Source organism: Nostoc sp. XA010 (assembly GCF_020829625.1).
In the GTDB taxonomy this organism is placed as follows: Bacteria; Cyanobacteriota; Cyanobacteriia; order Cyanobacteriales; family Nostocaceae; genus Nostoc.
Map to the genome: position 1 here is coordinate 523,840 of NZ_JAIVFX010000001.1, position 23,771 is coordinate 547,610.

Genomic DNA, 23,771 nt, shown 5'->3' on the forward strand with positions numbered 1-23,771 from the left:
CAATCCAAATTCTTTTGTGTAATTCTCAGCAAAAAAAAACACAAATTATGCACAGACGCGACCAACTCCGCCTCTACTACTTAACGACCTTAGTTCGCCAAGGTGTTGGATCAACAGATTGTCCGTTGACATACAGACCCCAGTGCAAGTGCGGTCCCGTAGAAGCACCTGTTGAACCTACTGCGCCAATTAGTTGACCAGCTTTCACAAAATCACCTTCTTTAACGTTAATACGACTTAGGTGCATGAAAATACTGGTTACTCCTTGACCGTGGTCAATGCCAACTACGTTACCGTGTACCCTAAACCCTTGGGATACCCTACCTACCAAAGCAACTCGCCCAGAGGCTGGGGCAATTACGGATGAACCGGCAGCACCAGCGTAGTCAAGACCACGATGATAGTAGTCCTTTGCAAATGTACCATTATAGTAGCGACGTACACCATAGGTTGTACTCATCCGCCCTGCATTTGGCTTCAGAAATACTCCATTCCAATACTTTTCTGGTGTTTGTAGTAGCTTGAAAGCTGCCACACGCTTAAGTTCATACTCTGTAGCATCTACTCCGGCTTTACCAGGTGGCAAAGTAATACGTTGTACGGGGAACTTGCGATTAAGCACATTCACTGCCAAGTTTTGTACTTGACCATCCCCTGTAACCCGAAGTGTTCTAGTTCCAGCTTTTTCTAGCGGAGTTGTGGGAACAAAAGCCCGATACTGATTGGGGGCAATTTCAAAGGCTGGGTAAGTATTCTTACCACTAGCTACTGTTAGATTGGTAGTATTATCGGGATTATCTCGATTAATCTCCACTGAGATTGTATCCCCTAATTTAGGATTAGTTGGAGTCACCTTTACTTGTAAAGCTTCTACAGGCAATGCCAAGGTGAGAGGGAGAACAGCAAATATTCCCTTTAACACATTTATTGCTTTGATATTAAAACCGAGCAACTTCTTGTTTGAACTACTAGCGCTATTCTCAATCATCATAGAGCTACAAAAATCCCTTGCTTGTGTTGCAAAATAGACTAGCTTATTTCTACTAATGTTTCCTGTTTGAAGTAAATATTGTTGAAAACTATAAATATTGGGAAATCGGATAGGACAAAGGCAGGGGGTAAGAGATAAGGGAGAATGATTTGTAACTGTAATCGAGCAAATTGGTATTAACTTTAATAATCAAGATGTATTACATTGGTAATGATCTTAAAATTTAACTAGATTAATGGCAAAGATCCTCTTGTGGCTTGACATAGGTATCATTTGTTAGGCAATAAAAGAGACCTGTTGGGCTTTAACCATTAGATAATAATACTTGAAGAAATTTTTGGAATCAATTGGACACTTGTTCAACTGGACACTCATACTACACTGTTAGGTTAAAGTTGGTGTAAGTAAATCACCAAGCCAGGTAAAGCAAGGGCAAGGGTAAAGCGTCAGAAATAAACCCAAAACATTTAGGCAATGCTATATCTAGTAAGATGTTGAGTATTTAATTTGCACAAATAGGGTAGGCATCTTGCCCACCCTATCATAGATTTTATTGATGTATAGTATAAATTATTTCTAGGATTTTCAGTTTATCTAATCTTAATGCTCGTTTATACACTCGTAACAGATATTACTAATGTTGATATGCGGGTGTCGAGTGTAAAATAACAGTGATTTTACCTAAAATTTTCTCATTCAGAGTTGAAAAGCTCGATTAATAAAGGCTTATCAACTCTAAGCTGACAGTTTTACTTTTGACTTGAGTTTGCCATCTTCCATGTGAAGGATGCGATCGGCAATATCTAGGATGCGGTTATCATGAGTAACCATCAAGATAGTACAGCCTTGTTCTTTTGCTAGTTTTTGCATGAGATTGACTACATCTCGTCCCGATTGACTGTCAAGGGCGGCTGTGGGTTCATCTGCCAGGATTATTTTAGGATGACTAACTAAGGCACGAGCGATCGCTACTCGTTGTTTTTGTCCCCCAGACAGTTTATCAGGATAGTAATGCAAATGATTTCCTAATCCTACGTGTTCTAGCATTTGTGCTGACCTAGCTAGCATCTTTTTCAAGCCAAGATGTTTATGCAATTCCAAAGCCATTTTGACGTTTTGGAGTGCTGTTAAACTACCATGCAAGTTATGTGATTGGAAAATATAACCGTTACGACGTCGCGCCTGCACTAGTTGTTCAGTACTAGCACCACAAAGTTCTCGTCCCAACACCCGCAAACTACCAGATTGGGTAGAACGTAATCCACCTACTAAGGTCAGCAAGGTAGTCTTTCCAGAACCAGAGGGCCCAGTCATAATAATAATTTCACCGGCGTTAATCTCCAAGTTGATGTTAGATAAAACTTGCTTACGGAGTGAGCCTTGACCAAAATGGTGGTCGAGATTCTGGATGGAGATGACGGGAAGCATATTTGGGGAGTGGGGAGTTAAGAGTTAGGAGTTAGGAGTTAGGAGTTGTAAAAATTTTTCACTATTCCCTACTCCCTACTCCCCACTCGCCTAGGTTTAAAACATGTCAGCAGGATCGGCGGCTTGGAGTTTGCGGGTTGCGATCGCACCGGAAATTGCACACATAATGATAGTCAGCACTAATACCTGCAATGCTCGAATCGCAGTCATGTACATGGGTAAATTTGTGGCGCTGCGAGTCAGTTGGTAAAGTGCTAAGGACACTCCTAATCCAGGGAAGAAGCCCAGCGCTGCCAATATCAACGATTCTTCAAGCACCACACCTAGCAGGTAGTAATTGCGATATCCCATTGCTTTGAAGGTAGCGTACTCCCGAACATGGGCATTAACATCGGTGGAAAGAACTTGATAGACGATAATCACGCCCACTACAAAGCCCATTGATACACCCAGGCTGAAGATAAAGCCAATTGGGGAATTTGTTCTCCAGAAGTTGTTCTCAAATTCAATAAATTCGGCGTGGGTTAAGACTATGACATCATCTTTTAGATAGGCTTTCAATGTTGCTGCTACCTTTTTCGGGTCATAACCGGGTTTTACCTTTATCAAACCTAAACTGACACTGCTGGACTGTCGCCCAGAAAATAGCCGCAAAAAGTTTTGATCGCTGGTAATCAAATTGCCATCAGAGCCAAAGGAAGCGCCGACTTGAAATAAGCCACTAATGGTAATTGTGCGCCGTTCTATTTCGGTGGTTAGGGTTTTACCTTGGGCAATTTGAGCGATCGCTTTTTGATAATCTCCTCTAGCACCACGATCAAACAAGACAGCACCTGGCAGCTTGATTGTCTGCAATTGCTGGTTAACATCTGGTAAGTCAAAGGCTGGCTTATCTGGATTAAACCCAATAACTAACACCCCCGCCTCACGGTGTGTTTGGGGATTTTTCCAGATTGTGTTGTTGAAATACATTGGTTCTGCTGACTTCACCCCTGGTATATCCATTGCTTGGTAAAGTCGCCGCCGAGAAAATGTAGACAAGCTTGGCAAATTACGGGCTTGGGGACTAGTTAAAACAATGTCTGCTTGCAAACTGCGATGCAGTCTAGTGTTACTGTCATACAGCGCAGTCTGAAAGCCTAGTTGCATGAACATGAGAAGATCCGCAAAGGCAATCCCTGACAATGCTACTAAAAGACGGCTTTTTTCATGATTCAGTTGCAGCCATCCAAGAGGGGTTCGCCGTCGCAGTTGTTTAATCAATCCCATCATAAGAAGTGGAGGGCAGGGGGCGGGGGGCAGGGGGCAGGGGGCAGGGGGCAGGGGGCAGGGGGCAGGGGGCAGGGGAGATGGGGAATAACTTAAACCAATGCCCAATTCCCAATTCCTAATTCCCTATTCCCAATTCAATTACTGCCTTAACTTGCATATTGCTTAAGGTGGCGGCTTTTTGGCTGGAGGCTTCATCTAGCCGAATATGGACTTCGACTACTCTGTTATCGATATTGTTAGCAGGATCTGTGTTAATAACATTCTGCCGTCGCACTTGTAAGCCTTTGCGATCTACGATTCCCTGGAATTCAATGGAGAGGGAATCACCAAATACTCGTGCTTGCTGCCCTGAACGCACTTTGTCGATATCGCTTTCGTAGACTTCGGCTATGACATACATCTGCTTGGTTTGTCCGATATCAGCAATGCCATCATTTGATATTAATTCGCCAGGATGGGTATGGATCTCAAATACCTGTCCATCTTGAGGCGATCGCACTTCGGCCTGTTTTAAATTTACTTTTGCCAGATTCATGGCTGCTATGGCACGATTGACTTCTGCTTGGGCAGCTTTTATATCCACTCCTGGCACTTCGGCGATTTCATCGAGTGTTGCTGTGGCTTCTTTAATCTTTTGCTGGCTAGTTGATTGAGTCCGATTTAACTGTGCTTGTGCTTCTTGCAGGCTTTTTTGAGCGGTTTCCAAGTTTAAACGCTTATTATCTCGTTGGGAAGCGGAAATTGCCCCCTGTTTATATAGTTGCTGATAGCGTTCATCTTCTGCTTGGGCGTTACGCACTTCGGCTTGGAATCGCTCAATTGTCGCTGCTTGGGCATTAATGTCACCTTGACGTTCTGCTTCTAAGCGAGCGATCGCAGCTTTTTGGGCGGCAATTTCACCGGCTTTAGCACCTGCTTGGGTGCGGTTTAGGTTTGCCTGGGCTACTTTTACTTGTTCTTGTGCCTGTTCTAATTCTGCTTGCAAGCGATCGCGGCTGTTTAAAATCGCAATCACCTGTCCTGCTTTTACCCTATCCCCCTCTTTCACTAACAACTTTTCTACCCGACTTCCTTCGGCAGACACCGCAGCAGAGAGTTTAATTACCTTTCCCTGTGGTTCAATCCGCCCTAAAGCTGTTACCGTTTGTAACTGTGGCAATTGTGTTGCTGGCACTTGTGCTTCCGAATTTGCATAATTTTGCCAGTTTTTTAGTATATAAAAACTTATTGTGCCAATTGATAAAAATGCAATTATACCTATACCAACGGATAGACGCAGAATAGACTTAGGGAACATTCTGTACCCTAGCTTTGAGTTTCGCACCATAGATTACCTCTTAACTAGTGGCGCAGAAAAAACTAAATAGTTATTGTTAATCTTTCGATTCCGAGTTCATTAAAAAATGCTAATTGTTGATAATTTACCAACCTACTCTGATTTAGCTAGATAGGATAACAACAAGTCACTCTCCAATATTAATATACTTATGTTTTTGACGTAATAGTTTTGTTTTTTTTTAAAGTACTAAGGTATAGTAAACGTTCTTAAATTCGCGGGTTGTAACAGCGCCAACAATTAGAGACAAATTCAGTCAAAAGAAGATTTTTGTCAGAAAATAGTAACAAATAAATTCTAATTTAGGACTCATATTTGATTTTTGAACAAAACTCAGTACACCTTTATTCCTTCTTCCCAGTCCCCAGTCCCCAGTCCCCAGTCCCCAGTCCCCAGTTCCTTACCTCTATTAGCTTTTTGTTTACTTCCAGCTTTTGGGTATTTTAAAGTTCTCTGGTAAGATTGTTGTGCGATCGCCAATTGCCTGTTCAATCTGCTGTAATTTAAGGTTTTCACATCCGCTCAAGTTTGCTCTAGAGAGGTTAGCTTCTTGGAAGTTGGCATCTTGCAGGTTGGCTGTACTGAGTAACACAGCTTCTAAGTTGGCTCCAGCAAGTTTTGCGTTTTGCAAGTTACTACCAATCAGGTTTGCATCTTGAAGGTTGCTATCCTCAAAGTTTACTCCTTCCAAGTTGGCATCACAAAGGACTGCTCCTTCTAAGTTGGCACCACAAAGGATTGCTCCTTCTAATTTGGCATCACAAAGGATTGCCCCTTCCAAGTTGGCATCGTAAAGGATTGCCTTTGAGAGGTTCGCTTTTCTGAGGACTACGCCTTGGAGATTGGCTTCTGGGAGCATTGCTTTTTGCAGATTGGCTTCATAGAAGATTGATCCGCAAAGATAGGTTATTGATAAGTCTGCCTCTGAGAGATTTGCTCGGGTAAAATTGACCCATTGCAAGTTAGCTCCAACGAGAATTGCCTTAGAAAGGTTTGCTTCAGTTAAGTCTGCATTACTGAGGTCTGTGTTGCGTAAATCTAGTTTCTGATTTACCGGATCTTTATGTGAATCGCGTCGTCCAATGACAGTCAAGGCTGTTTGAATATCTGTAGGAAGTTTTGATGAGTGCTGTGACTCGTCCTCATATTTCTGATTTACTGGGGCATTCTCGCGGATAAATGCAGCGAGAATTTCCATAATTGTCCAATGGTCTTTGTGAGAATCTCTGGCAATTCGCTCTAAAGCATAAATCGCGGCAAACCGCGTTTCAATCTTTTCATTTCCTAATTGTTCAATTGCTTTAGAAAAACGCTCTGGAACAATTTCTTCTAAAGTTTCTTGGGTGTTCTTAATATCAGTTACGATGTTGTTATCCCAAGCTAGTGCCCCAGAAAGGAGTTTAGTTAATCCACTCTGATTTTCACTAAAAGACAGTCTGGAAGTATAGTAAACATTAATAATTAATGCTAATCCTCCGATAATTATGGCAACAGTCGTTAATGCTTGATTAATATATTCTATTTTTTCTTGATTTGAAAATCCTGCAATGTTTTCAAAGAATGAAAAGATTAGAGTTAATGTGAAAATAAATATAATTGAGACAAATATCAAGAAAGTTGTGAGTCCATTTGTCTTTATGAGAGACATGTCATAAGTCTTCATATCTGACTCCTTACGGAAGTAAATTTAGGTTGATTTTAAGACGATATCCAAGGTTATGATAGAGTACAAACACGTAACTACTTGACAGTTCCTTAAATCTACTTCATAGAAATTATCTATAAAATCTTCGATAAGTTATTTTTCAAACATCCTCTGAACTGCCGTAGATAGTGGTAGAAAGATAACATGGTTGTGCTTGAAGCGAAGCTATTCCACGCAATTGAAACGTTTGTATTAGCTATGGAGTGGTAGAAAGATAACATGGTTGTGCTTGAAGCGAAGCTATTCCACGCAATTGAAACGTTTGTATTAGCTATGGAGAATAATTTAAAAACTTTAACATTAATGAGGATCATCTAATTACTCAGGTTGATCGCAAACACCTAAGTAGATTGGACTAGTACCGCAAGGCGGAGTCAAAAGTCAAAAGTATTATGGAATAAGCTCTTTAGGTATTTTAAATGGTTGCTCTATTTCCGCCGTCGCGTACTAAATTAGAAATCGCCGTGAGCAATTCGTCTGGTGCTACAGGTTTAACGATGTAGTGTTGAAAGCCTGCTTTTAATGCTTGCTGCTGATTGATTTCACCTGCATAAGCAGTCAGAGCGATCGCTGGAATCTGTTTTTCACCTATTTCTGCTTCTAGAGTCCGCACCTGTTTTATCAGCATATAGCCGTTCATCTCTGGCATTCCAATATCGCTGAGTAAGATATCTGGCTTTGACTGTGTTAGCGCTTGTAATGCTTCCTCTCCTGATGCGGCTGTGGTGACGATCGCTCCAAACTGTTCCAGCACAAAGCTGAAAAAGTCACGCGTATCAGCATTGTCATCTACAATCAGAACTTGTAAACCCATGAGGGGAGAAGCGGCAAAAACGGCAGTTGAGGAATCGGAATTCGTGTCATCCTTGATTGTTGCAACTTCCTTTAACAGAGGTAACTTAACTGTGAAGATAGCTCCTTTGTCCTCGCCAAGACTTTCGGCCCAAATCGTTCCACCGTGCATTTCCACCAAGTGACGAGCGATCGCTAAACCTAACCCTAGCCCACCAAACTTTCTAGTTGTTGTACCGTCACCCTGACGGAAATAGTCAAACACATGAGGTAGGAAATCAGGTTGAATGCCTTTACCTGTATCGCTGACGGTAATCTGCACTTGAGTGCCGATGCACTCCAATCGCACATTTACTTTTCCTCCAGTCGCTGTAAACTTGACGGCATTTGATAACAAATTCCAGAAGACCTGCTGTAAACGGGCTGAATCACCCAAAACTTTCCCCTGCGGATCAAGCGTCATGTCAATCTGAATGGTTTTTGCTTCTGCTGCCAAACGGACTGTTTCCATTGCGCCTTCAATGGTGAATGCCAGATTGACTGGCATCATATTGAGATTGAGTTTGCCTTGGAGGATGCGAGAAACATCCAGCAAATCTTCAATTAGTTCAGCTTGTAATTTGGCATTGCGCTCAATAGTTTGAAGGGCTTTTTTAAGTGATATCTCATCAAATTTACGGCTCTGCAACAGTTTTGCCCACCCGATTATCGGATTCAGTGGCGATCGCAATTCATGGGAAAGTACTGCCAAAAACTCATCTTTGATTCGGTTAGCAGCTTCTGCTTGGGCCCTCGCTGTTTGTTCAAGTTGCAAAAGGCGATCGCGTTCTGATTCGGTGCGCTTGCGATCGGTGATATCAGTTAACATAGCGATCGCGCCCAAGAACTCGTTTTGTTCATTCAAAATCGCTCTAGCAGAAATCAGCGTCCAAATATACGAACCATCTTTGCAGCGCAATCGAGCTTCTTTAAGATCGCTCCCTTCTTGCTTGTGCCACTCCAGTTTCTCTTCGGCTGCTACTCCATCAACGTGATCGATAAAATTAAACATAGAACGACCAAGCATTTCTTCTGCCGGATAGCCCAACATCTCACAGAGCCGTTGATTCACAAACTCTGTTCGTGATTGAGAGTCAATCATCCAGATTCCCTCATAAGAGGTATCAACAATTCGGCGATACTTGGCTTCACTCTTCTGTAACAACTCTTCCGCTTGCTGGCGCTCCCGGCGCTCCTTAGCTTCCCGCAATGCCCGTTGCACTGAGGGAACTAACCGCCCTAGCCCTTGCTTTAATACATAATCGGTTGCACCATTCTTCAGGGCTTCGATCGCTAATTCTTCACCCAGTGCAGCAGAAACAAAGATAAAAGGAATCTCTGGAGTGCGATTTCGGGCAATTTCTAAAGCCGAAATTCCATCAAAAGATGGCAGGGCATAATCGGCAAGAATTAAATCGAAAGTCTCTGCTTCCAAAGCAGCCAGGAAATCAGCGCCGGTTTCAACTCGTATTAGTTCGCAATTAATTCCGCCTTCGGTTAACATCGCTTCGGCAAGCTCTGTATCTAACAAACTGTCTTCCAAAAGCAGGAAACGGAGTTGATTCATTAGTTCTTCTCCTGTTGACGATGAGGCGCTGGAGGTAGAGCGCCAACAGGGGGCTGATTAATCACTGCCCAAAACAGTCCCACACCCTTGATAGCATCGGCAAACTCATGGTAATCAAGAGGCTTAACGACATAGGCATTAACACCTAACTCATAGCATCGAACTAAGTCTGGCTCCTCACGGGACGAAGTTAGTACTACAACTGGAATCACTCGCATTATTGGGTCAGATTTTAGTTCTGCCAACACTTCTAATCCATCGATTTTAGGTAGTTTTAAATCGAGCAGCACCACAACCGGATGCCCTTCCATCCGCAACCTAAACAGCCCCCGCCGGTAGAGATAATCTAGTGCTTCCTCTCCATCACGCAGCACCACCACTTCGTTAGCAAGATGATTTTCCGATAAAGCGGCCAATATTAATTCTGCATCGTTGGCACTGTCTTCAATCAGCAGAATTCGCTTAAGTTCTTTCATTCGCCCTCCTTCTTTGACAACTTAGGTAGTGAGAAATAGAAGGTGGCTCCACTGTCAACTATAGCCTCTGCCCAGACTCGACCATTATGCCGATGAATAATGCGTTGCACGTTTGCCAATCCAACACCAGTGCCTTCAAATTGTGGGTTGCTATGCAGACGTTGAAATACTCCGAATAGCTTGTGAACATATTGCATATTAAAGCCTACGCCGTTATCTTGTACAAAAAAGACAACTTCGTTTTCATTGTCAATACTGCCAACAGTAATTTCTGTTGGGTTTCGAGTCTGCGTATATTTTACGGCATTGTCTATGAGGTTACGAAGGACGAGCCGCATCATGGAAGGATCACCTTGGACTTCTGGCAGTGATTCTATGTGCCAATTGATTGTGCGTCCTGGGATTTGGATTTGTAAATCGCGTTTTATTTCTTCCACTAGTTGCTCCATATTGATGTTGATGTAGCGCATTTCGGTGCGCCCCATGCGAGAAAATGTGAGCAACTCATCTATTAGTATTCCTGCCTGTTTGCTAGTTTCTGCAATTATTCTTAAATAACGCTGACTTGTTTCATCTAATGTAGTTGTTGAGCTATGCCGTTTCTGAAGCAATTCTATAAATCCGGCGATGTGGCGAAGCGGCGATCGCAAGTCGTGAGAGACTGAATAAGAGAAGGATTCGAGTTCTTTGTTGGCGGCTTCGAGTTGGGCTGTGCGCTCTTGAATCCGTTGCTCTAGCATTTCGTTCAATTGTTGCAGGGCGGCTTCGGCAACTTTGCGATCGTGAATGTCGCTAGCAATGCCCACCCACTTGATAATCTTTCCGCCTGCATCTCGAAATGGCAAACCCCGGACAATATGCCAACGATAGCTACCATCAGAAACTCGACGGAAGCGAATTTCTGCTTCGTAGTTTGTAGCTTTAGTAACAGCCTGCATCGAAGTTTTAAAGACGCCTACGCGGTCATCGGGGTGAATGATATCAATCCAGCCATAGCCAGAGGTTTGCTCCATTGTCAATCCACTGTAATCAAACCAGTATTGATTGCAATAACTAATACCACCATCTTTATCGCCCATCCAAATAGCTTGGGGCGACACTTCTGTTAAAATTCTGTATCGCTCCTCGCTATCACGTAGCGTTTCTTGTGCCAGATTGTGATCGTGGATATCAACACAGGAGCCGATATAACCCAGAAACTCCCCTGTTGGTGCAAACCGAGGCACACCAGTATCCAAAAGCCAACGGTATTCGCAATCATTGCGTCTGAGACGATATTCCATTTTAAAATTTTGTCGGGCATCAAAGGCATTGATGTATGTATTTAAGCAACGCTGAAAATCATCAGGATGAACACCTTCAGTCCAGCCATTGCCCATTTCTTGCTTTAGAGTCCGCCCGGTAAAATCTAGCCAGTGTTTATTAAAGTAGTTACAAAGTTTGTCAGTCCCGGACATCCAGATTAGTACGGGAGCGGTATCTGCCATTTGCCGAAAGCGGGCTTCACTTTCACGTAACGCGGCTTCTGCCAGATTGCGTTCGCGTAGCGCAGCTTGCTGTTCGCTGATGTCAGTAATCAACGCCGCATACCCTTCAACGGTTCCCTGTTGATTAAACTGGGGAACGTAAACAGCATTAATATAACGTGTGCCGCCATCTTGATAAGGAATTTGACTTTCAAAAGTGACCTGCTCTCCTGCCAGTACTTGTTCCACATAAGGACGAAGCACTTCATAAGCGGATTCACCTAAAACTTCCCAAAGATGCTTTCCATAAACTTCTGCCGCCGGATGCCCAAACCATTCTTGATATGCTCGGTTATTGAAGCGGTAGCGTTGTTCTGAATCTACAAAGGAAATCAAAACTGGTAACGTATCTGTAATTAAGCGAAGTTCTGTTTCTCGTTGTTGCAGTGCCTTCTCCATCTGCTTACGGTTGGTGATATCGCGCCAGCAATTGATTGCACCGATAATTTGACCTTGGAAATCCCGAACTGGTACTACATTAGCGCTGGCTGTAATCCGGGTTCCATCAGGACGTTCAATGATGCATTCTTCATCGCGGATTGTTTCACCGTAGCGCGTAGCACGGTATAAAGGCAGTTCTTCTGGGGTGGGGTGCGTTACACCATCAGCCAAAAATACACCGTAAGACTGAACGTAATCGGCAGAAGTCATGCCAACGAGGGATTCACTAGGTCTGCCCAGAAGGTCTTGCGCGAGTTTGCTATTAGCGATGATTCGGAAATCAGGGGGACCGCCAGCGATCGTAATTCCCTCTGGGACGTGTTCTAAGAGCATTTGCAGGATGCTTTGGGCAACTTCTGCTTGTTTGCGATCGCGCAGCGCAGCTTGCTGTTCGCTCAAGTCAAGAACAAAACCAATAATTGTCCTATCTCCTTGCTTGGCAAAGCCAATTAAGACGGGAACTTGAGAGCCATCTTTGCGAATATATTCTTGCTCAAAGGGCTTACAACTCCCAGTAATTCTAAGTTCTTCAATTGCTCGCTCACTCACCTCAATGTATTCGGGTGGAGTAATCTCATCCCAGCGAATTCTACCAGAGCGCAAATCCTCGCGTGTATAATTGAGCATTTCTAAAAAGGCATCATTGGCTTCAATGATTAAGCCCTTCAGATCAGCCACAATTACCCCAATAATATTGGACTCTGTTAAGCGGCCAAACCTGGCCTCGCTTTCACGTAGAGACTTCAGAGTTGCCTCAGCTTTCCGTTGCGCTGTGAGGCGTGATTCGTTGAGCGAACTAATTAACCCTGCTGCCAGGATGAACACGACCAGAGGGACTAATCTACTTAGATTTGTAATATTATGCGGCTCGAACGGCTTAAAAAAGAAGTAGTTGATTGCCAAAGTAGACAAAACTGTAGCAAGTAACCCCGGGCCTAAGCCTCCGTACCAAGCACTCACCATCACCGCAACATAAAACAGCGCCGCAGGAGTTGCCGTCAGATATGCATTGAGCAGCAGAGTTGCCCCCAGTGCTAAGGCAAAGGATAGCAAAGCAATACCATAATGCAGCAGTTGCTCTCTACTGCCAGGAAAAATCTTTTTAGGTTCCGATGCCCTCACTTTATGAGCCATAACCCTACTCTGCTTCTGGAAAAATACTGGTTTAGCAGCCTTTTGCCGGGTTCACCCATCTGCCGTAACATTTCTTTTATTCGTTTTAGCGCTATCCGTGAAGGCACTGTATACCGATTTTCTCAACCATTGACTGTTTTGAATGAAACTTTTAATCTAGCAGCAAACTATTTCTGAGAAAATTTGAGTTGTTACCGAAGCTCCCGAATTAAATCTAAAATCTTCAGCCGCTTTCTTAGAGACATTTCCTTTTCCTATTCCCATAGCATTGACTAGGATAGGACAGGTGTCTTATTGTTTATCTCCTGCTGAGGGAATATTTCTCAGGTTATACCAGTAAGCTGGGTTTCGCTGTCACTCTAGCTAATGTTCTATCTTAAAAAAGCTTACGTTTGAGGTTAAAAGGCTCAACGTTGGGGTTAAAAGGCTCAACGTTGGAGTTAAAAGGCTCGACGTTGAGGTTAAAAGGCTCAACGTTGAGGTTAAAAGGCTCAACGTTGGAGTTAAAAGGCTCAACGTTGGAGTTAAAAGGCTCAACGTTGGAGTTAAAAGGCTCAACGTTGAGGTTCAAAGGCTCAACGTTGAGGTTCAGAGGGTGAACGTTGAGGTTCAAAGGCTCAATGTTGAGGTTCAGAGGGTGAACGTTGAGGTTCAGAGGGTGAACGTTGAGGTTCAGAGGGTGAAATTTATAACTCTCCAATGTTTGGGTGGTTAAAGATTTTCCGGTAGGATGGTTGTGCGATCGCCTTTTGCCAATTCAATCGCGTTCTGTGATTTGCTTGTCTTGTGCAGCTTCTGCATTTTTTAAAGCAGCTTCAGCACTCTTATTTGCAGCCTCAGCACTTTTATCCATAGCTTCCCAACGCTTGGCTGCATAGTAAGCATTGATTAATACTGCAAATCCACCGAAAATCGTCCCAAGAGTTGTTAAGGCTTTAATTCCATAATTTAATCTTTGCTCTGTTTCCAAACCTTTAGGATTCAAAAATGCAAAATCAGAAAATAAAAATATTCCGATAACGAAAACTAAAAAGATGATAAATATAACAGCTAAAATTATCAAGCAACCTTTAAGTGTGTCTGTCTTATTATCAGACATAGCTTTCATCTTCTTCATCTCCAAAATTATTACGGAGACTTTTGGTAAAAACTATAGTACTAAGTGAAACTGGTAGAATGCGCCCAAATAACTAATGATGCTGTGATAACTCAACTTGATTGTCGCCAATCTGTCGGTGCTTCTATATAATCAGGTAGACGAGTGGTGCGATCGCCAAGTGCTTTTTCAATCTGCTGCAACTCTAAGTTTTTAGCCCCTGTTAAAATTGTCCCTTCCAGTTTGACATCACTGAGGTCAGCTTCTGAAAAGTTAGCTCCCATCAGGTTTGCCTGAGTCAGGTTAGCTTGATAAAAAGTCGCCCTATACAGGTTGGCTCCGATGAGGTTTGCTTGATAAAGGTCAGCTTCCGTTAAACTCGCTTCTGAAAGGTTGGCAAAATAGACTTCTGTTTGGTGGAGTTTGGCTGCATTCAAGTTAGCCCCAGAAAGGTTGGCTCCATTCAAGTTAGCTCCTGAGAGGTTAGCACCAATCAAACCCGTCATGTACAAGTTGGCTTTACCCAATTTTGCTCCTTGCAAGTTAGCTAAAAATAGCTTTGCCCCTGAGAGGTCGGCCATTTTTAAGGTAGCTTGTTGTAAGTTAGCTTTATACAGGTTTGCTCCTTGCAGATTAGCTACACGCAGACTTGCTCCAGAGAGGTTGGCTGAACGCATGTTTGCCCCACTGAGATTAGCGCGGTTGAAATTAGCCCAACAGAGGTTTGCTCCACAAAGGCTAGCTTTTAGTAATTTGGTTTCATAGAGATTAGACTTCACGAGTTTAGCGCCGTTTAGGTCAGCCTCACTCAAGTCTGCTCCGCGCAGGTCAGCGCCACTCAAGTCAGAACCACGTAAGTCTGCTTGTTGCAGATTAACTCCTAGCAAATCTGCCTTTCTAATGTCGATATTACGTAAATCAAGTTTTTGATCTTTTGGGTCTTCGAGTAAATTACGTCTACCGATGACAGTTAAGGCTGCTTGAATATCAGTGCGGATTTTTGGAAATTCTTCATGGAGGTTTTGCTCTAACTGCTGTGTGGGAGGCGACCCACCTCTACGTCTACCTGAGTAAGCTGCTTCTTGATATTCCGGGTTTTGTTGCTCTACCCTCACCTGCTGGATAGGTGTATTCTCTCGCACAAAGGCAGTGAGAATTTCCATGATTGTCCAGTGTTCTTTAGAAAAATCTTGAGCAACTCTTTCTAATGCATAAATTGCGCCTGTCCGGGTTTCAACTTTTTCATGACCAAGCTGGGCAATTGCCCCCATAAAGCGCTCTGAAATCAATCTGTCTTGATTAACTTTTGCATTTTGAATGCCAATTTCCAGGTTTTTCTCACCTGCGATCGCATTTTGCTGCATCGCTTGGGCCCGCTTTGCTGAATAATAAGTATTAAACATAACTGCCGATGCCAGAAAAACTATTGCAGTAGTTGTTAATGCTTGGTTTCTATACTGAATTTTTTCCTGAATTGACAATTCTTTAATACTGGATAAAACAAAAAAAATTACAGTCAATGAGAAGCCAAATATAACTGTTACAGTTATCAACCAATTCAAAAGAGCGTCTGTCTTTTTAGAAGACATGGTAACGATTTTCCTTACAACCTAGAATTATTACTTAGATGTTGAGGAAAAATAGTATAGCATTTAGCAGAAAATTATAATAGGTGTCAAGACACTCAATTAACTAGTTAATTACATGGAATATACTATATCGTACATACTATTTCAAATGGCGCAAGAAGCTCGGAATACAATTATGCCTGACGACTTTTAGAGGCAGTTGCTACCCTGCCTTAATCTGAGTTTAACGAACCTTTCCCTGCCTTGAACTTTAGTTCAAGTCTGTCCCTCTCCGAGTCGAAGAGGGACGGTTTTGGGTAGTAAAACCAGGGAGACGTCTTTTGATTAGGCTAATGAAGTCGGCACCGCAAGGGCGCACTGGCTCCTTTTGACTTTCGCCTTGCAACACGAGTGTTTTATTCAGAGAATTTAGCTTCTCTAAGGTTTGCCCCATCGAGTATGGCATTATTGAGAACTGCCCCATTTAGCCGAGCTAGATATAAGCTCGCACAATGGAGGTTAGCCCCTTCGAGGTTAGCTCCTTTTAGACTAGCTGCACTGAGGATTGCTCCTTCTAGGTTAGCTAAATATAAGTTAGTACCTTCTAGGTTAGCTGCACTGAGAATTGCTCCCGCGAGATTAGCTTCTGTGAGGTTAGCTCCAGCAAGATTAGCTTGATAAAGATTTGTCTGTTCTAGGTTCGCCCTATTTAAATTTGCTCCTCTTATGTCCGTGTGACTCAAATCAAGTTGCTCATTTTCTGGGTCTTTGTTTACATCTCTTCTAGCGATAACGGTAAGGGCTGCTTGAATATCTATACGAAGTTTTGTTGATAGGTTGCTCGTTAATTTCTCTTGGGGCATGTAAGGAGCATTTTCTCGTATAAAAGTAGTAAGAATGCCCATAATTATCCAGTGGTACTGTGCATGATTTTGGGCAATTTGCTCTAAATCATTAATTACAGCGAGACTAATTTCTATTGTGTTATTCCCTAGTTCTTCAATTGCTATTCTTAAACTTTCTTTTGGCGACTGATGCTGAGTTTGGTTAACTTTTCCATAAAAATCATGTATCCTCAGACATATTTTCGATATCTGTCCGTTATTAGTCGGTAAAATATTTTTTATGCCCTGAAAAGCATTAATAATTACTGTCAACATTACTAAGTGATAAAATGAGGTTTCAAAAATGACTTGTACTCACTACTCTTCATTCTTCACTATCAATTAACCCGATCATAATAATTTTGATTGATGCCTACGATAAAGCATCCATAAATCATTTATGAAAACCACTAATAATAAAGGATAGCCTTCTTTTTCCAGATACGCTAGGCTACAAAAAAATCTTACAATTCAAATAGTATTGTTATTAACTACTTCAATGCAACAAAAATTACAGCCTATAGTTAAAAACTTAGTGCTGATTGGTGGCGGTCACAGCCATGCAATTGCCCTGAAAATGTTTGGGAGAAAGCCTTTACCTGGTGTCCGTTTAACGTTGATTACCGCAGCCAAAAATACAGCCTATTCTGGAATGTTACCAGGACATATTGCCGGATTTTATAGCCATGATGAATGTCATATTGACTTGCGACCTTTAGCGAACTTTGCTCAAGCACATCTGTATATTGACAGAGTAGTTGCCCTAGACTTGGAAAATCACAAAGTTCTTTGTGCTAATGGACTTGTGGTAGATTTTGATGTGCTGTCTATTGATATTGGCAGCACTCCAGCCACAGTGTCTGTATCAGGTGCAGCAGAATATGCGATCGCAGCTAAACCAGTATCGCAGCTATTGGAACATTGGTATGAACTAATTGAAGCTGTAGGTAAAAATCCTCAAGAACCAATTAGCATTGCGATCGTGGGTGGTGGCGCTGGCGGTGTAGAATTGGCGCTGTCCATGCAATCTCATTTACATCGCATTTTACGTCAAACTCAACAACCAATTCAAAATCTTGAAGTTCATTTATTCCAGCGTGGCACGGAACTGATGCCCAATTACCATTCATCAGTGCGCCATCAAATTCAGCAAATTTTAACTGCACGAGGTATTAAGCTACATCTTGGGGAAACTGTGTGTAAACTTGCACCTACAATCTACAAGGAAGCTAAAGAAATATTTGAGATAAAATGCGAATCTGGTTTGGTAGTGGAGTGTAATAAAATTTTCTGGGTAACACAAGCATCCGCACCCGAATGGTTAAAAAGCGCTGGACTAGGAACTGATGAGCAAGGTTTTATTTTGGTAGAAGATACCTTGCAATCTCAAACGCACCCGCAAGTATTTGCTGCTGGTGATATTGCCACAATGGTAAATCATCCGCGTCCGAAAGCTGGGGTATTTGCTGTTAGGCAAGGTAAACCTTTATTTGAGAATTTACAGCGAATTTTATTAAATAAGCCGCTCAAACCCTATAGACCACAAAAACAATATTTGAGTTTAATTGGTACAGGAGACGAACGAGCAATCGCAACCAGGGGCGCTTTTACTTTACCACCTCACAAACTATTGTGGCATTACAAAAATTGGATTGACTGCCGTTTCATGGAACGCTTTCGTAACCTCCCAAGTAGCAAGAGTAAAGTGTGTTAGCGCAGTGTACCTGAGTAAAAAAAGGTCTTACTACGCAAAAACGCCCCTCTCCGGCTCGGAAAGGGACAGACTTTAACGACAGTTCAAGGCAGGAAGAGGTTGTCAAACTCGCTGTTTCAGCAAGTAGACACAGCTACTTTCGCGTGTTTGTTAACGTAGTCCATAAATAATTGCTTCAGCCGGGGACTAACACCAGCGTGTTCAAAGAATCCAAAACCCAAATTTTTAGCTTTTGCCAAAGTTTCTTCTGCCGTTAATCCTTCCTGGATAGCGATACTTAAGAGGGCAATTCCAGTCGATCGCATCCCTGCTGCACAATGTACCACTGCTGGTTTAGGAATTTCTTCGAGTGTTGTAAGAATTTTAGTAATAGCCTCTTCATTTAAATTTTTTAAATCCACCTTGAGTGGAACATTCGTATAATGCAGCCCCAATGCTTCCGCTACTTTTTGCTCATCCTTAGAAAATCCTAGCTCATCTGGCGATCGCAGATTTAGAACGGACTTAAAACCTTCTTGGATAGCTTGCTCAAGCTGTTTTGGTATAACTTGTCCTGTTGTTGTCAAGTTTTCGTTAATCTGTATGGCGTTGATCACATTCACTCCTTTTCAATTACTAATGGCTTCCAGCTTGTTAAATAGTCTAATCAGCAAGCTTTAAGAAGATATTCAAATAAGCACCTCAAAATTAGCCAAATATCAAAAGATATTGCTTGATTACTTCAAAATACAGATTTTGAAGCTGGTTATTTTATTGCTTTATCTATAATATACGGTTTGTCGATAGGGTTAATGGTGTTTAAAACTTATTATAGGTTTTGCGTATAAAATTACCGTAGCTTATAGTTTAGGAGTTGTCATCGATTGAATTACAGAGTGCAGTCAGCAGTTATCCCCAAACTTACAAGCTATGTGCAGCGTCGTGTAGAGAAGTGTGGGCTATACCTACGCAACTAAAATTTCTCATAATATACTAAAAAGTAAAACAGGCATGTAATCTGAATACCAGCCCTGAACCTATGAGCGCTAACGAAATATCTCTTCGGCCTGCCCAAGAAACAGATGCGTGGGTGCTGAGTGCAATTCATATTGCTGCCATCAAAGCTCTACCTGCAACTTTCTACACCCGAAAAGAACTTTTAGCTTGGCGTAATAACCGTGACAAACCTGATGGTTCAAATATCTTGAAGAGTATGAAAGCGGAAACTTTCTGGGTTGCGATCCAGGGAGATGTTGTAATAGGTTTTGCTAGTTTTATTGTTGATGAACTTATCGGACTGTATGTTCATCCTAAATATCAAGGTAAAGGGATCGGGCGTGCTTTAGTCCAACATTTTTGCAATGAAGCAACTAATCAAGGTATAAATAAGGTAATTACAACTGCTAGCCTTTATGCCGAAGGCTTTTATTTACGGCTGGGATTTACTGCCATCCAAAGAGCGCCTCATTATTTAAGAAGTGGAATAGTTGTCCCAGTTACTAAAATGAGTAAAGTATTAGCTATTGCACCAAAATAAATTTGATCCGATATAAGAAGATTTTCAATAACTTTAAAAATGCTGGTATCAAGATTATTTTTATTCAAATTGCGACAGCTTTTTCCACATAACATATTATGGAAGTAAGTACTTGCTAGCATAAATGAATAAAACCATCCGGTCATCAGCTCTCACCCGTACACGTTTGATAGAAGCCGCCTCGCAGGTATTTGCTAGTTTAGGTGTTCAAGGAGCAACTACCCGTGAAATAGCTCGTGTTGCTGGTGTGAATGAGGTGACTTTATTTCGCCATTTTGCTAGCAAAGAACAACTTTTAGGAGCAGTTATCAAAAATGCTTTGGCACTCCAGACAGAAGCCCTTGCACACCCCCAAGCGTGGACGCAGGATTTAAAAATTGATTTAATACAGTATGCCCATCTTTACAATACTATGCTGGAGGCACAGGAAGACTTAATTCGTACCTTCATTGGAGAAGCGAAACGTCATCCTGAGGCAGCAAAACAAGTCATTCAAGAAGCTGGCAAGCCCTTGGGGGAAAAACTGGTAGCTTACCTGCAATCGAGTCAGAAACTAGGCACTGTTAGAGCAGATATTGATCTATTCCCAGCAGTTGATATGTTTAAAGGAATGCTATTAGCTGGAATGCTATGTCGTAGTGCAAATTTCAATCAAGGCAGCTATAGCTGTGAGGATTACATCGAAACCTGCGTAGATATTTTTGTAGGCGGTATCATTGCCACTCCCTTCTTAGTGGTCAATACGGCTGTAAGCCATGATTTTTGAAGGTAACTTATTTCTGCGTGACTCTTTACCAAAACTACTCAAGAGGCAACAGTTTTAGCGATCGCGGCTGAATACAATTTATATTCAATCGATATTAATATTAATTAAAATTTAACAACCTATTTACAAAAAAGATAAAGTGTTTCAGGTGCAATTTTAAGAGTACGCTAACGCAGGTAAAAATTATCTTATTTAGTGTTCTTGTCCCGTTGGTCGAATGAGGATTTCATTGACATTAACGCGTGGTGGTTGGGTAACGGCGTAAATGATCGCAGCAGCAACGTCTTCGCTTTGGAGAGGTGTAATTGCCTTGCGTCGTTCTTCGATCCGTTGTTTGGCAACAGGATCAGTTATGTGGCTGTCAATTTCCGTATCCACCAAACCTGGTTCGATGATGGTGACACGGATGTTGTCTTTGTGGACTTCTTGGCGCAATGCTTCTGAGAGGGCATTGACACCCCATTTGGTAGCATTATAAACACCAACGCCCGCCCGCGCTGTCCGGCCAGCCACTGAGGAGATATTGACTATATGCCCGGATTTTTGCGCTTTAAATAGAGGCAAAACAGCATGAGTAGCATATAGCAGTCCTAGTACGTTGAGGTCAAACGATCGCCGCCAGTCAGAGCTATTTCCTGCTTCAATGGTTCCTAGTAAGGCAATCCCTGCATTATTTACAAGAATATCAACCCTTCCCAATTCTGCATTTGCCTTTGCCACCAAGTTATTTACCTGGGTTTCGTCAGTTACATCAGTTACAATGGGCAATGCCTTGCCACCACTAGCTTCGATACGTTGTGTTAATGCTTGAATGCGATCGCCACGCCTAGCAGCCAGCACTACTGTTGCTCCAACTGAAGCCAAAGCGATCGCAGTTGCTTCTCCAATTCCTGCTGAAGCCCCAGTGATAATTGCTACTTTTTCATCTAATTTCCCTGTCATTTATCTAACTCCTTAGTAATTGATAGTATTAGGTATGAATTATTCCTCCTCTGCTCCCCCTGCCTTTTAGCCAGGTGCTATTCTTACTACTTGCTCAGGGCGATCGCAGCAAATGCTTTATTGATCAAAAATGTTCTAGATGAATTGAAAAATTCAGAGGCATCGATTTCTCAATCGGTAAGGCTGGCTTTTCTACTTGTCATATATTTGGTAGAGTACCTAGATACTCTTAACTCCAGACTCGTTCAACTACATTAACAATAATGTTGAATAATATACGGTAATTAGATAGATTTGTTGTATTGATACTAGTTAGCAAACTATCATAGACAACTCCAAGAAGCAAGCTCTAGAGGTTTTCGTATAAGCAATGGCTCAAAAAGTTGCCTTATCTCGATTTGCATTAGCATTTATTGCAGGCTTTGTGTCTGTTTTGCTATTTCACCAAGGTGTATTGGCGCTGCTACATGCAGTGAATTTCGCACCTCGCGCCCCCTATGCAACTGCACCGACACAACCATTAGGAATCCCGCAAATTTGGTCAAGCGCATTCTGGGGAGGGATTTGGGGACTGATTTGGGTAGCCATCGCGCCTCGTTTTCGGCATGATAAAAGCTACTGGTTAGCTGCATTGGTATTTGGTGCAATTGTCCCGACACTAGTGGCTTGGTTTGTGGTCGCACCACTCAAGGGTCAGCCCATTGCTGGAGGCTGGAAACTTGCAGGAATAGTGACAGGTTTATTGGTTAATGGTGCTTGGGGTATTGGAACTGCGGGGTTGCTGAGATTATTTTCTAGAGAGAAGTTGTTTAACAGCTAGACTTATTAGGGAGTTTTACCAGTTTTTCAAGAGACTTGCCAAACAAATGGCGAGCCTCTAAAGTTATTACCCAGAAGTTCCTGGCTCAATCCGCGCTCCAAGCTGAAGAACTCGTCCAAGATCATCAGCGTTACGCCAGGTTTCAATTATTTTCCCGTCAACAATCCAATGAATGAAGATAGCCGTGAAGGTTTGCTCTCGGCCATAACTAGGTATTCCAAAGAAACTTTCCTGAAGGCAGGTATTAGTTGCACGCACCACTACTTTGTCACCTTCAGCAATTACATCTTCAATTGTCCATTTCTGCTGGATAACCCCAAATGAACCAAAAAGTTTACGTACCCCATCTGGCCCCGGAGGAAGCCCAGGTAAACCACCGTGCATTCTCCAAGTTGGGGCAGTCATCTCGCAGATATCTTCAATCCGATGCTCGCTAATGAGTTCTATCCACCGCCGAGCAATTATTTTGTTGTCTTCAATGCCAGACATTGCTACTCCTTTTCTACTTAAATTAAAAATAGTATTTATTTATCATTTATTAACTGTCAGCTAAGTATTTTAATCGAATGCCCAAGGGTACAAGGAGTTTTTAGGAGAAACGATAGCACAGCAAGGATTTTACTAATGCAAACAAACAACTGGTAATTTTAACATCATGCAAACTATACCAATCTTAAATGATTCCTGAAAATTGATATAAAATTTTATTTACTATATTTACTAAAATAGTATAATGTATGCCTAAAATTACTGTTTGCGTTCCTACTTTTAATCGTGTTCATCTGCTTCCTTATGCCATTGACAGTGTACTCAATCAGTCTGAGCAAGACTTTGAGCTAATTGTTTGTGATGACGGGTCTAGCGATCGCACACCCGAATTAATGTCACACTATACAGATCACCGGATTAAATATATCCGTCATCTGCAAAATATTGGTAAAAGCAATAATATGCGCTCTGGCTTTGATGCAGCCAATGGTGAATATTTTATTAAATTTGATGATGATGATCGACTAACACCTGATTTTCTTGCAAGTACCGCAGCTATTCTTACTCAAGACTCTAGCATTGATTTTGTTGGTACAGACCATTGGATAATTGATATTGATAATGTGCGGGATGAGGTAAAAACTCAAGAAAATTCTCATCGCTGGGGTAGAAAGACTTTACCAGCAGGTGTGGTAGATAATTTATTGGAAGTAGTATTTATTCAGCAAAGCTTTCAAGTTGGGGCGACATTATTTCGCCGTAAAACATTGCAAGAATTAGGATATATGCAGCCAAATCTGCAAAATTGTGAGGATAATGATTTATTTGTGCGTCTGGCTTTGGCTGGGAAAAAAGGTTATTACTTACCAGAATTATTGATGGAATATCGCTCTCATGCAGAGCAGCAAGGTATTAATCGAGCCATTCCTTATTTATATGATAAAATGCGGTATTTAGAAAGTTATAAATTTGAGTCTGAGAAAATAGAGACAATCAGGAAAAATCGTCTAACTGAAACACAATTATTATTAGGTTTGCGTTTAATTGAAAAGGGTGAAACGCAAAAAGGCAGAGAGCTAGTTTTAGCGGGACAGTCTTTTTCAACTGCTAAAGCTTGGACTGGTTTAGGATTATCATTGTTACCAGTTAGGTTGCGAGGTAAGGCGTTTAATGCACTGCGACAGGTACGGGGTTAAGGTATGAGAATGCGTTGGTGCAGAAGCATGAATTAAATTATGTAGTGTAAAACTCTGCATTAATGTACTTTAC

At 42.0% G+C, this 23,771-nt stretch carries 20 protein-coding genes; 5 read left to right on the forward strand and 15 right to left on the reverse strand.

What is annotated here, in order from left to right:
* Positions 1-76: 76 nt before the first annotated feature.
* The 12 genes from LC608_RS02370 to LC608_RS02425 all read right to left on the reverse strand — a co-directional run bounded on the left by LC608_RS02370 (position 77) and on the right by LC608_RS02425 (position 16,531).
* Positions 77-991, reverse strand: coding sequence for a M23 family metallopeptidase (locus LC608_RS02370; protein ID WP_229551979.1), 915 nt, complete (start codon positions 989-991; stop codon positions 77-79).
* Between the two features lie 735 nt (positions 992-1,726).
* Positions 1,727-2,419 (reverse strand): DevA family ABC transporter ATP-binding protein, encoded by a 693-nt coding sequence (locus LC608_RS02375; protein WP_229551980.1) that lies wholly within the window; start codon positions 2,417-2,419, stop codon positions 1,727-1,729.
* A 96-nt stretch (positions 2,420-2,515) separates the two neighbouring features.
* Complete coding sequence (gene devC, locus LC608_RS02380) at positions 2,516-3,688, reverse strand: ABC transporter permease DevC (RefSeq protein WP_229552083.1); 1,173 nt, start codon at positions 3,686-3,688, stop codon at positions 2,516-2,518.
* 118 nt (positions 3,689-3,806) lie between these two features.
* Positions 3,807-5,018, reverse strand: a complete 1,212-nt coding sequence (locus LC608_RS02385) for an ABC exporter membrane fusion protein (protein ID WP_267870931.1) — start codon at positions 5,016-5,018, stop codon at positions 3,807-3,809.
* A 430-nt stretch (positions 5,019-5,448) separates the two neighbouring features.
* On the reverse strand, positions 5,449-6,675 hold the full coding sequence (locus LC608_RS02390; RefSeq protein ID WP_229551981.1) for a pentapeptide repeat-containing protein: 1,227 nt from the start codon (positions 6,673-6,675) through the stop codon (positions 5,449-5,451).
* 472 nt (positions 6,676-7,147) lie between these two features.
* Positions 7,148-9,130 carry a response regulator gene (locus LC608_RS02395; protein ID WP_229551982.1) on the reverse strand — a complete coding sequence of 661 codons (1,983 nt, stop codon included), beginning with the start codon at positions 9,128-9,130 and terminating at the stop codon, positions 7,148-7,150.
* Positions 9,130-9,606, reverse strand: a complete 477-nt coding sequence (locus LC608_RS02400) for a response regulator (RefSeq protein ID WP_229551983.1) — start codon at positions 9,604-9,606, stop codon at positions 9,130-9,132. Before LC608_RS02400 ends, LC608_RS02395 begins: the two co-directional genes overlap by 1 nt.
* Positions 9,603-12,707 (reverse strand): PAS domain S-box protein, encoded by a 3,105-nt coding sequence (locus LC608_RS02405; RefSeq protein ID WP_229551984.1) that lies wholly within the window; start codon positions 12,705-12,707, stop codon positions 9,603-9,605. Before LC608_RS02405 ends, LC608_RS02400 begins: the two co-directional genes overlap by 4 nt.
* Before the next feature lie 376 nt (positions 12,708-13,083).
* Positions 13,084-13,407, reverse strand: coding sequence for a hypothetical protein (locus LC608_RS02410; protein WP_229551985.1), 324 nt, complete (start codon positions 13,405-13,407; stop codon positions 13,084-13,086).
* Between the two features lie 57 nt (positions 13,408-13,464).
* Entirely contained in the window at positions 13,465-13,815 is a 351-nt protein-coding gene (locus LC608_RS02415) for a hypothetical protein (RefSeq protein WP_229551986.1), read from the reverse strand.
* A 101-nt stretch (positions 13,816-13,916) separates the two neighbouring features.
* A complete protein-coding gene (locus LC608_RS02420) occupies positions 13,917-15,392 on the reverse strand; it encodes a pentapeptide repeat-containing protein (RefSeq protein WP_229551987.1) in 1,476 nt (491 codons plus the stop codon).
* Between the two features lie 395 nt (positions 15,393-15,787).
* Entirely contained in the window at positions 15,788-16,531 is a 744-nt protein-coding gene (locus LC608_RS02425; protein ID WP_229551988.1) for a pentapeptide repeat-containing protein, read from the reverse strand.
* Positions 16,532-16,754: 223 nt separating this feature from the next.
* Here LC608_RS02425 and LC608_RS02430 point away from each other — a divergent pair, with 223 nt between their 5' ends.
* Positions 16,755-17,969, forward strand: coding sequence for an FAD-dependent oxidoreductase (locus LC608_RS02430; RefSeq protein WP_229551989.1), 1,215 nt, complete (start codon positions 16,755-16,757; stop codon positions 17,967-17,969).
* Between the two features lie 116 nt (positions 17,970-18,085).
* Here the strand turns inward: LC608_RS02430 and LC608_RS02435 are convergent, their stop codons facing one another.
* Positions 18,086-18,565 carry a beta-lactamase hydrolase domain-containing protein gene (locus LC608_RS02435; protein WP_229551990.1) on the reverse strand — a complete coding sequence of 160 codons (480 nt, stop codon included), beginning with the start codon at positions 18,563-18,565 and terminating at the stop codon, positions 18,086-18,088.
* A 422-nt stretch (positions 18,566-18,987) separates the two neighbouring features.
* Between LC608_RS02435 and LC608_RS02440 the strand changes: the two genes are divergently transcribed.
* Positions 18,988-19,485 (forward strand): GNAT family N-acetyltransferase, encoded by a 498-nt coding sequence (locus LC608_RS02440; protein ID WP_229551991.1) that lies wholly within the window; start codon positions 18,988-18,990, stop codon positions 19,483-19,485.
* A 124-nt stretch (positions 19,486-19,609) separates the two neighbouring features.
* Positions 19,610-20,251 carry a TetR/AcrR family transcriptional regulator gene (locus LC608_RS02445; RefSeq protein ID WP_229551992.1) on the forward strand — a complete coding sequence of 214 codons (642 nt, stop codon included), beginning with the start codon at positions 19,610-19,612 and terminating at the stop codon, positions 20,249-20,251.
* 192 nt (positions 20,252-20,443) lie between these two features.
* On the opposite strand, the gene LC608_RS02450 is transcribed toward LC608_RS02445, so the two are convergent.
* Entirely contained in the window at positions 20,444-21,193 is a 750-nt protein-coding gene (locus LC608_RS02450; RefSeq protein WP_229551993.1) for an SDR family NAD(P)-dependent oxidoreductase, read from the reverse strand.
* A 370-nt stretch (positions 21,194-21,563) separates the two neighbouring features.
* Here LC608_RS02450 and LC608_RS02455 point away from each other — a divergent pair, with 370 nt between their 5' ends.
* Entirely contained in the window at positions 21,564-22,013 is a 450-nt protein-coding gene (locus LC608_RS02455; protein WP_229551994.1) for a hypothetical protein, read from the forward strand.
* A 66-nt stretch (positions 22,014-22,079) separates the two neighbouring features.
* Here the strand turns inward: LC608_RS02455 and LC608_RS02460 are convergent, their stop codons facing one another.
* Positions 22,080-22,502, reverse strand: coding sequence for an ester cyclase (locus LC608_RS02460; RefSeq protein ID WP_229551995.1), 423 nt, complete (start codon positions 22,500-22,502; stop codon positions 22,080-22,082).
* 248 nt (positions 22,503-22,750) lie between these two features.
* On the opposite strand from LC608_RS02460, the gene LC608_RS02465 reads away from it, so the two are divergent.
* Positions 22,751-23,698, forward strand: a complete 948-nt coding sequence (locus LC608_RS02465; RefSeq protein WP_229551996.1) for a glycosyltransferase — start codon at positions 22,751-22,753, stop codon at positions 23,696-23,698.
* The last annotated feature ends 73 nt before the right edge of the window (positions 23,699-23,771 follow it).

Excerpts from the sequence above, each read along its gene's own strand:
- LC608_RS02370 (WP_229551979.1), bottom strand. The coding sequence starts at position 991 with ATGATGATTGAGAATAGCGCTAGTAGTTCAAACAAGAAGTTGCTCGGT.
- LC608_RS02375 (WP_229551980.1), bottom strand. The coding sequence starts at position 2,419 with ATGCTTCCCGTCATCTCCATCCAGAATCTCGACCACCATTTTGGTCAA.
- devC (WP_229552083.1), bottom strand. The coding sequence starts at position 3,688 with ATGGGATTGATTAAACAACTGCGACGGCGAACCCCTCTTGGATGGCTG.
- LC608_RS02385 (WP_267870931.1), bottom strand. The coding sequence starts at position 5,018 with ATGGTGCGAAACTCAAAGCTAGGGTACAGAATGTTCCCTAAGTCTATT.
- LC608_RS02390 (WP_229551981.1), bottom strand. The coding sequence starts at position 6,675 with ATGTCTCTCATAAAGACAAATGGACTCACAACTTTCTTGATATTTGTC.
- LC608_RS02395 (WP_229551982.1), bottom strand. The coding sequence starts at position 9,130 with ATGAATCAACTCCGTTTCCTGCTTTTGGAAGACAGTTTGTTAGATACA.
- LC608_RS02400 (WP_229551983.1), bottom strand. The coding sequence starts at position 9,606 with ATGAAAGAACTTAAGCGAATTCTGCTGATTGAAGACAGTGCCAACGAT.
- LC608_RS02405 (WP_229551984.1), bottom strand. The coding sequence starts at position 12,707 with ATGGCTCATAAAGTGAGGGCATCGGAACCTAAAAAGATTTTTCCTGGC.
- LC608_RS02415 (WP_229551986.1), bottom strand. The coding sequence starts at position 13,815 with ATGAAAGCTATGTCTGATAATAAGACAGACACACTTAAAGGTTGCTTG.
- LC608_RS02420 (WP_229551987.1), bottom strand. The coding sequence starts at position 15,392 with ATGTCTTCTAAAAAGACAGACGCTCTTTTGAATTGGTTGATAACTGTA.
- LC608_RS02425 (WP_229551988.1), bottom strand. The coding sequence starts at position 16,531 with ATGTTGACAGTAATTATTAATGCTTTTCAGGGCATAAAAAATATTTTA.
- LC608_RS02430 (WP_229551989.1), top strand. The coding sequence starts at position 16,755 with ATGCAACAAAAATTACAGCCTATAGTTAAAAACTTAGTGCTGATTGGT.
- LC608_RS02440 (WP_229551991.1), top strand. The coding sequence starts at position 18,988 with ATGAGCGCTAACGAAATATCTCTTCGGCCTGCCCAAGAAACAGATGCG.
- LC608_RS02445 (WP_229551992.1), top strand. The coding sequence starts at position 19,610 with ATGAATAAAACCATCCGGTCATCAGCTCTCACCCGTACACGTTTGATA.
- LC608_RS02450 (WP_229551993.1), bottom strand. The coding sequence starts at position 21,193 with ATGACAGGGAAATTAGATGAAAAAGTAGCAATTATCACTGGGGCTTCA.
- LC608_RS02455 (WP_229551994.1), top strand. The coding sequence starts at position 21,564 with ATGGCTCAAAAAGTTGCCTTATCTCGATTTGCATTAGCATTTATTGCA.
- LC608_RS02460 (WP_229551995.1), bottom strand. The coding sequence starts at position 22,502 with ATGTCTGGCATTGAAGACAACAAAATAATTGCTCGGCGGTGGATAGAA.
- LC608_RS02465 (WP_229551996.1), top strand. The coding sequence starts at position 22,751 with ATGCCTAAAATTACTGTTTGCGTTCCTACTTTTAATCGTGTTCATCTG.